The following is a 7969-nucleotide window of genomic DNA, read 5'->3' on the forward strand; positions in this document are numbered from 1 at the left end:
AGCTAAAGACAGCACACCTACGCGATACAATTGAACAGCTAATAAAGGCCAAATTCTTAACCAACGCGGACGTTGCACGATTACTTGCAATAAAAAAAATCCCGATTGCCCGATACGCCGACAATACTCAATACCCAAGTGGCCCAAAGATTGAATTCGAACAATCACAACAATAAATCCTGTCGATAATCGGATGCGGGATAACGAAAGTGAACTGGACCATCTGCAAAACCATTCACGAATTGTCGGATTTGAGGGTCTTGCGCCGTTTTAATTACTTCAGAAGACCCGCTGCCAATAATCTTTCCACCGGCAATTACATAAATGTAATCTGAAATGGCGGTTACTTCCATAAAATCATGAGAAACGAGGACGCTAGTTATACCTAATGCTTTATTTAATTTACGAATTAATCTCAGTAAAATACCACGATTAATCGGGTCTTGCCCTGAAAAAGGCTCATCATACAACATTAATTCAGGATCGAGCATAATTGCTCGAGCTAAAGCCACTCGTTGAATCATCCCTCCAGACAATTGATTGACGAAGAGAGAAGTAGCCCCACGCAATCCCACTGACTCTAATTTCATTAAAACTAAATCTCGAATCATATCGTCCGGCAGATTAGTATGTTCGCGCAAAGGGAAGGCCACATTTTCAAATACATTCAAATCTGTAAAAAGCGCTCCTTGCTGAAATAACACGCCCATTTTTCGGCGTAATTGATTTAATTTAGAACGGGATAGAGAAAGGCTGTTTATTCCATTAACCTCAAGACTTCCTTCCAAAGGCTTAATTTGCCCACTCAATAATCGCAATAAAGTTGTTTTACCACTTCCACTCGGCCCCATGATTGCCGTCACCTTCCCGCGGGCAATTTCGAAATTAATTTTGTTGAAAATGAGATTATTCTTTCTGGAATAACTTAAATTACGCGCAATAACAACACTCATAAACACCGTGATTCATGTTATAACTTTGCCTATAATACCGAAACTCATACAGTGATTCATTAGTATTTTTCTTATGGGCGACAGTGAGAAATTTTACACGCTTGGAAAAGCCGTCATTGCTACAGAATTGCGAGCAATCCAATTCTTACAAGAGCGCATTAACAAAGACTTTGCTACAGCATGTAAAACCATCCTAGCTTCCAAAGGACGGGTGGTTGTCTTAGGAATGGGCAAATCTGGGCACATTGCTCGAAAAATTTCCGCCACCCTTGCCAGCACAGGGACCCCTTCATTTTATGTTCATCCCGGAGAAGCCAGCCACGGCGATATTGGTATGATTACTGGAGAAGATGTCGCCCTGGCGATTTCTTATTCAGGCGAGACTCCTGAAATTATTAATATTCTTTCTACAATCAAAAGATTAGGCATCCCTCTTCTCACTTTCACGGGCAAACTTCAATCCAGCTTAGCCCGTACTGCTGATACGGTCATCGATATTAGTGTTCAGCAAGAAGCCTGCCCCCTGGGGCTAGCACCTACTTCTAGTACTACGGCCACTTTAGTTATGGGAGATGCCTTAGCAATTGTACTTCTTGAAGCTCGGGGTTTTACGGCAAACGATTTCGCCCGAGTCCATCCGGGAGGCTCCTTAGGAAGACGCCTTTTGCTTCACATCGATGACCTTATGCATACTAAAGATCACATCCCGGCGGTAAAACCGGATTGTATGTTAGATGAGGCTTTGGTCGAAATTACTAAAAAGAGCTTGGGGATGACGGCTGTTATTGGCGACAATGGTCGTTTAGTAGGGGTTTTCACAGATGGCGATCTGCGTCGGACATTAGACAAAGGTTACGATATTCACCGGACACCAATCAAAGAAGTTATGTCTAAAAATGGGATTACTATTCGTCCGAAACTTTTAGCGGCCGAAGCACTCAAAGTTATGCATGAACATAAAATCACTTCACTTGTCGTTATCGATGAAGAGCGTTACCCCTTGGGTGTCATCCATATGCATGATCTTTTACGCGCGGGGGTTATTTAGGGCGCATGGAAGTAGTCTCACTCAATAAATTTCGGTACATCAAGCTCTTAATCCTTGATGTGGATGGAGTCCTCACGGATGGTCGGCTCTGGTATAGCACCGATGGAGAGGTGTTAAAAGTTTTTCATGTCCAAGATGGACTTGGAATCAAACGCTTGTTGCAAGCGGGTGTTGAGGTGGCGATTATAAGCAGTCGAGAAAATCAAGCCGTCTTTCGACGAGCGAAAGAGTTAGGCATTTCACACGTCTTTCAAGGTGAACGCGACAAGCGCATTCCTTATGAGGAATTGCTTTCTCAATTACAACTGGAGGAAAAAGAAGTAGCTTACGTGGGTGATGACTTGACTGATTTGTCCATAATGCAAAGAGTCGGCTTAGCGATTGCGGTTGCAATGCGGTACCCGCCGTTCATTCATCAGCGCATTGGAGTACGACAAAACGCGGTGGAGAAGGAGCTGTGCGTGAAGTTTGTGATTTAATTCTCCCTTCAAATCAGCCATGAATAAAAATGTCAGGTTCAGCTTAATTTTAATCGTTCTCGCTTGTCTTACAACGGCACTCATGTTTCCCAACTCCCTCCCTCACGAAAAGCTTCTAAAGCAAGAATTGGACCGTCAACCCAATACTTTTATGCGTGAGGTCGATTATTATCAATATGATGATCAGGGTGACTTACACAGCCATTTGGTTTCCCCCTTTATCGTTCACTTCCCCTATAAAAATTCTTCTCGTCTCACGTCACCTCACTACCTTATTTACACTTCTCAACATGTGCCTTGGACTATTGATGCTGATCACGGTAAAAGCCAAAATGGAATTGAATGGATTTATTTGTGGGACCACGTAAAAATCCACGAACCCTCTCAAGCAATGGAAGTAGAAACTACAATTACCACCCAGGATATGACTATCTTTCCCCGTCGCTCTTTTGCTCAAACAGATCAACCTGTTACCATTGTTCGTCCCGACTCCTTGCTGAAAGCTACAGGCATGACCGCCGATCTGAAAAAAGGTCTCATTCATTTACTTTCACATTCTCGAGGTGTTTATGAAGCAAACGCTAACCAACCTAAAAAACCATAAAGGAATAGTAGAGATTCTGAGAATAATGAATAGGCTTTATTACTCGGCATTCCGACTCTGACCTCGAGTCTCCTCTCTAGTGATCAATTTAAACCTTACTATGTCCGGGCTAGCGAGATCATTTACTAACGTTCCGATCACATCACTATTTACAAAGAGCATGTGTATACTCCCCAGGGGACTACCCAATTTTTTAGAGACAAAACCCTCTATAACAATCCCCTTACAAATCGAATCGCTCGGATTCTCGTCATTGGTAGTCCCACTCCCAATTGGTAGTCCCACTCCCATTATACACACACCACCCTTCCCAATACGGATAAAGCTCGCCTCTATGCAGAGGCTAATACGATCATTTATTATCTTCCCAAAGCTCAGGTGGTGTTAATTAAAAATGCTCGGGTAACTCAAAATCAAAATATCTTAACTAAGCCGCATATCTGGTATGATATTAAAAAAACAAACCGTGATTTCTATCAATCTGAGCGAAAAAACATTACGACAATGCTGGTTCCGTAATAGGCATGCCAACTTTAAGCGCCAAACAATTACAAAAAAAATACAAATCGCGCCGAGTGGTGAAAGATGTTTCGCTATCCATCAGAAACCAGATTATAGGACTTTTGGGTCCCAATGGGGCAGGTAAAACTACGAGTTTTTACATGATGGTAGGTTTAGTTACTGCAGATAGCGGTGAGGTTTTCTTAGATCAGGAAAACATTAGTTTCTATCCTATGCATAAACGCGCCCGGTTGGGAATAGGTTATTTACCTCAAGAAACCTCTATTTTCAGAAAATTATCAGTAGCTAACAATATCATGGCTATCCTTGAGCTTCGTAAAGATTTATCCAAGCAGCAGCGCAAAGAGAAATGTGAATCTTTACTCCAAGAATTTCATGTTGAGCATTTGCGAGATATCCCAGGATACAGCTTATCAGGCGGAGAAAAACGCCGTGTAGAAATCGCGCGCGCTTTAGCTATGGATCCTAAATTTATTTTACTCGACGAACCTTTCGCCGGTATTGACCCCATTTCGGTTCTTGATATCAAAAGGATTATTATTCATTTACGGGAACGTGGTATTGGAATTTTAATTACAGATCACAATGTTCGGGAAACACTGAATATTTGCGAGCGCGCCTATATTGTTAATGAAGGGAGTATTATCGCCACAGGAACGTCCCAGGAAATATTAAACAACCAAAGCGTACGCGAAGTTTATTTGGGAAATGAATTTGATTTATAGAATTATCCAAGAACCCAAATGATTTACAAAAAAATGAAGATGTTAATAATAAAAAAGGAGGTGTACTGTGCAAATTCAAATGACAGGTCATGGCTTAGATATTTCACCAGCCTTACGTGGACTTACTGAAAAAAAATAAAGCGATTACATCCCTGTTTTGATGAAATCACTAATATCCATATTACCTTTCATGTCAATAAAATTCGTCAGATTGCAGATGCCAATCTCCAATTACCGGGCAGCAAAATTAACGCTCAGGCGGAATCTGAGGATATGTATAAAACGGTTGACCTTTTAATCGAAAAATTGCAAATACAATTAGCAAAATACAAAGCTAAAAAAGGCGATCACCGATAATGTCACCCTATCCAAGCCCCGAAATGACTTCGGGGCTTTCTACTAACTGCACACCCACACACTTACATGCCAATTTTCTTGTCATTGATAAATTAGGCGTTTTAATTATGGGTGAACCCAATATTGGCAAAAGCGAATTAACTCTTGCTTTGCTAGATCGTGGTCACCAAATGGTTTGTGATGATATGGTTGATGTTGTCTACCAACATAATCAATTAATTGGTAATTGTCCTGCCGTTGCCTGCGGTTATATTTTAATTTCAGATATTGGAATGCTCGATGTCTCTAAGCTCTTCGGAACCGATGCAATTATTTCTCACTATGAAATTAGTTTAATAATTACCTTAATCAAGCCTAAGGATAAACTTGAGATTGTGGATCCCCTTAATCCTGTCTACGAAGAGGAAACAATTTTAGGAGTAATCCTCCCTAAAATAATACTTCCTGTTTATGCAGGAAGAAACTTGCCCCTTCTAATCGAAACGCTGGTACGCAATCAAGTCTTAAAAAAAGAAGGTTATGATTCCAGTGTTAATTTTAACAACCGTTTCAAATGAGAAAAAATAATGATCCGAAAAAACCTAAAAATTATTAATAAGCTAGGCTTACATGCTCGAGCTGCCATAAAACTCACTAATCTCGCCTCTCGTTACCAAAGCGAAACCTTAGTCCGTTACAACGATCGTGAAGTCAATGCCAAAAGTCTCATGTGCCTTATGGTGCTTGCCGTCAACTGCGGCTCCGAAATCGAGCTTACCGTCACCGGGGATGATGAGAAAGAATCTGCCGCAGCGATTGAAGAATTAATTAATAACAAGTTCGGTGAGGAAGAGTAAGCATTAACTACTCCCCAGACAGGCACTGAAACTTTTATGAATGGATTTGGTCGGAACCTATCGAGCACATCATCCCAAGAGATTACGTTATCCCGAGAGAGAGAACACGTGATTCCTCGCTGACGCTCGGGATCTCCTAAAAATAGGACGTATTTGACGTGCTTTATTTTACACTGCGCGCGGGAAGAAGAATAAGAAGCGAGTACATCTAATCACTATTAATTTGATACAGGTGAAAGCTCTTATCTTACTCTAATTACTCTCGGTGGTTCTGGCAGCTTATCTATCGCTTTCATTCCTCCCTGTGTTTGCACTGCTTCATTAAGCGCATTATAGATCTGAGGATCTTGTAAACGGCATCGTTGCTTACACCCCTCCAAAATTGAGAACGGTAATCATAAAGACGATTTCCTACACCCCGTAAGGAAAGCTATCCCTTAAGGAGGCATCATTCGGATTACTGTAGCGATCGGTCCAATAACCACATCTTCCAGATGTACATTTTCTGAATAATGCCATATAAAATCCTGGAATTTGGTTATGGGCTATGGTTGATTGAAAATCTATCCTTCGTCTTTGAGCAACTCTCATAAGGGAATTACTCACACTAAGCAGTGGTATTAGCTGCTTAGAATTTAACCGATTACCAATTAGGATCCCTAATAATTGTTGATAAAAGCAGAAATTAACTCTGAGGATAAATTTATTAAAAGCTCGCTCCCGCCCTTCTCCAGTATTCATCTGCGCGCTGCTATAGCTCAAGCTCGCTCTTCTGCTGAAGTAGATCCTCTCTCTAACCCGCTTTTTTGCCTTGGTGTTTTCCCGAATTGCTGGCCTAAAGGGACAGAAGGTGATGCTTGCTCGAAGGTGATGCTTGCTCTTCTATCCGAAGATTAGGATAAAAATCTAAAACAAAACACCATAAATAAAATTGCAAGACCTAAATGCATTGATAATCACCATCTGCTAAAGCCCAAGCAAATGACACCGGCGGTAATATAGGCCACCGCCCTATAAAGGGGGATGCGAATTAAATATTTATCTAAAGTTTCTTGTTCTTGAGGGCTAAGAGTTACTGCATGATTCTGAAACTCCCGCTGAACGCCAATACTTGCTGAAACTTTAATTCTATCTCGCATTCGATCAGAATCATGCTCAAGTTGACGTTCTCGTGCAGCAGCAACAACATCATCGTCGTTCTCATTATGAAAAAACTTGTTAATCCCAATAAGCATTTGATATACGGCGATCACTGTCTCCAGTTTAATGATATTAGCTTTTTGATCATTTAATTGATTTATCTAAAGCTCTTGCGAATTCGCCAAGAAGAGGATAATTCCTTAATTTTTCTTTTGCCAGATCTGAAAATGATTTATCAACTCCAGGATCTGTAATATGAGGATTAATGTATAACTTATTTGATGACACACTTGTATAGGCTTCCAACTCCTCCACATCGAAAACATAGCCATCTAAAATGAGCTAGTTTCCCAATGGGATATCCTCAATGGGAGTTTGATAATAAAAAGTTTCTGTATTTTTAATTGCTGGAATTTCTGATTTCCATTGCACAAACAATTTGGAGCTTGCTTTACTTTTTCCAGATAAATTTGTTCTGCCAAGAAAACTATCTGTAATTTGTTGTCTAATCTCCTCGAAGAATCAAGCGGAAACGTGCATATAAAACTTCGTCATCATCTGCTAAATTTTGATATTCTGGAGTCTCACAAAACGCTTCTAATGCCAAAATTTCTGGAGGTGCTCTCCAAGGATTCTTCTTCTCCAGCCCTTTTGGTGGTCACAGTCCCAAAGTAACTTTTGAAGCTCTGATTTTTTTATTATCGGATCTCATCAGGGGGGATATGATTTAGTGTAACAGAGAAAAGTTAAGGTTTTCTTATTGGCGGCGTTATAAAATTTATTAAAAATTAATTAGTTAAAACAATTTTATAGACAAAGAGAGGGGATTACGTGCCTAGTGGTATTAATCCACCTATTTTATGGGGATTAGAAGATCATTTCCCTGCGACGGTCATCTGCTCTATTAAGATTGATCCAGTCTTGATGCTGCTACGGGGATCGATATCGTTAGCGGCCGCTTGGATTTGTTTAAACATTTCTTTCAAATTACCCGAAATAGTAATTTCTTCGACGGGATATTGAATTTCACCATTTTCAATCCAATAGCCAAAAGCCCCACGCGAATAATTTCCCGTTAATAAGTTAACACCTTGGCCCATCAAGTCCGTAACAAATAAGCCTGTTTGCATTTCTTTAAATAAATCGATTAAGTCCTTATCACCAGCGGTTATAAATAAATTAAAAACTCCTTCCGCGTTTCCCGTAGTCTTCATTCCTAATTTTCTTGCCGAGTATGCGTCTAAAATATAATTAGTTAACACTCCATTTTCTACATAATTTATTTTTCGAGTTTTAACGCCATTT

At 40.3% G+C, this 7969-nt stretch carries 10 protein-coding genes and 2 pseudogenes; 8 read left to right on the forward strand and 4 right to left on the reverse strand.

Features of this window, described 5'->3' with window-relative positions:
* Positions 1-164: 164 nt before the first annotated feature.
* Positions 165-953, reverse strand: a complete 789-nt coding sequence (locus B1F79_RS02070) for an ATP-binding cassette domain-containing protein (protein ID WP_251365796.1) — start codon at positions 951-953, stop codon at positions 165-167.
* Between the two features lie 73 nt (positions 954-1026).
* Here B1F79_RS02070 and B1F79_RS02075 point away from each other — a divergent pair, with 73 nt between their 5' ends.
* The 8 genes and pseudogenes from B1F79_RS02075 to B1F79_RS02110 all read left to right on the forward strand — a co-directional run bounded on the left by B1F79_RS02075 (position 1027) and on the right by B1F79_RS02110 (position 5524).
* Positions 1027-2001, forward strand: a complete 975-nt coding sequence (locus B1F79_RS02075; protein ID WP_251365797.1) for a KpsF/GutQ family sugar-phosphate isomerase — start codon at positions 1027-1029, stop codon at positions 1999-2001.
* Positions 2002-2006: 5 nt separating this feature from the next.
* A pseudogene (locus tag B1F79_RS02080) lies at positions 2007-2503 on the forward strand (KdsC family phosphatase).
* Positions 2500-3084 carry an LPS export ABC transporter periplasmic protein LptC gene (gene lptC / locus B1F79_RS02085; protein WP_251365798.1) on the forward strand — a complete coding sequence of 195 codons (585 nt, stop codon included), beginning with the start codon at positions 2500-2502 and terminating at the stop codon, positions 3082-3084. Before B1F79_RS02080 ends, lptC begins: the two are co-directional and overlap by 4 nt.
* A gap of 312 nt (positions 3085-3396) precedes the next feature.
* Positions 3397-3603 (forward strand): annotated as a pseudogene (locus B1F79_RS02090) (LptA/OstA family protein); the annotation flags it as partial.
* 5 nt (positions 3604-3608) lie between these two features.
* Positions 3609-4331, forward strand: coding sequence for an LPS export ABC transporter ATP-binding protein (gene lptB / locus B1F79_RS02095; RefSeq protein ID WP_251365799.1), 723 nt, complete (start codon positions 3609-3611; stop codon positions 4329-4331).
* A 180-nt stretch (positions 4332-4511) separates the two neighbouring features.
* Positions 4512-4688 (forward strand): ribosome hibernation-promoting factor, HPF/YfiA family, encoded by a 177-nt coding sequence (gene hpf, locus B1F79_RS02100; protein ID WP_251365805.1) that lies wholly within the window; start codon positions 4512-4514, stop codon positions 4686-4688.
* Positions 4688-5245: an HPr kinase/phosphorylase gene (locus B1F79_RS02105; RefSeq protein ID WP_251365800.1), complete on the forward strand. Its 558-nt coding sequence runs from the start codon at positions 4688-4690 to the stop codon at positions 5243-5245. The genes hpf and B1F79_RS02105 overlap by 1 nt, the downstream gene beginning before the upstream one ends.
* Before the next feature lie 9 nt (positions 5246-5254).
* The gene (locus tag B1F79_RS02110; protein WP_048875086.1) at positions 5255-5524 is read left to right on the forward strand and encodes an HPr family phosphocarrier protein; all 270 of its coding nucleotides are present in this window, start codon (positions 5255-5257) and stop codon (positions 5522-5524) included.
* A 956-nt stretch (positions 5525-6480) separates the two neighbouring features.
* Here the strand turns inward: B1F79_RS02110 and B1F79_RS02115 are convergent.
* From B1F79_RS02115 to B1F79_RS02125, 3 genes are all read right to left on the reverse strand, one after another.
* Positions 6481-6777, reverse strand: coding sequence for a hypothetical protein (locus B1F79_RS02115; RefSeq protein WP_251365801.1), 297 nt, complete (start codon positions 6775-6777; stop codon positions 6481-6483).
* Between the two features lie 31 nt (positions 6778-6808).
* Positions 6809-6970 carry a hypothetical protein gene (locus B1F79_RS02120; protein WP_251365802.1) on the reverse strand — a complete coding sequence of 54 codons (162 nt, stop codon included), beginning with the start codon at positions 6968-6970 and terminating at the stop codon, positions 6809-6811.
* Between the two features lie 569 nt (positions 6971-7539).
* Positions 7540-7969 (reverse strand): metallopeptidase TldD-related protein (locus B1F79_RS02125; protein WP_251365803.1); only part of this gene is annotated, 430 nt, incomplete at its 5' end.

Source organism: Coxiella-like endosymbiont of Rhipicephalus sanguineus (assembly GCF_018687865.1).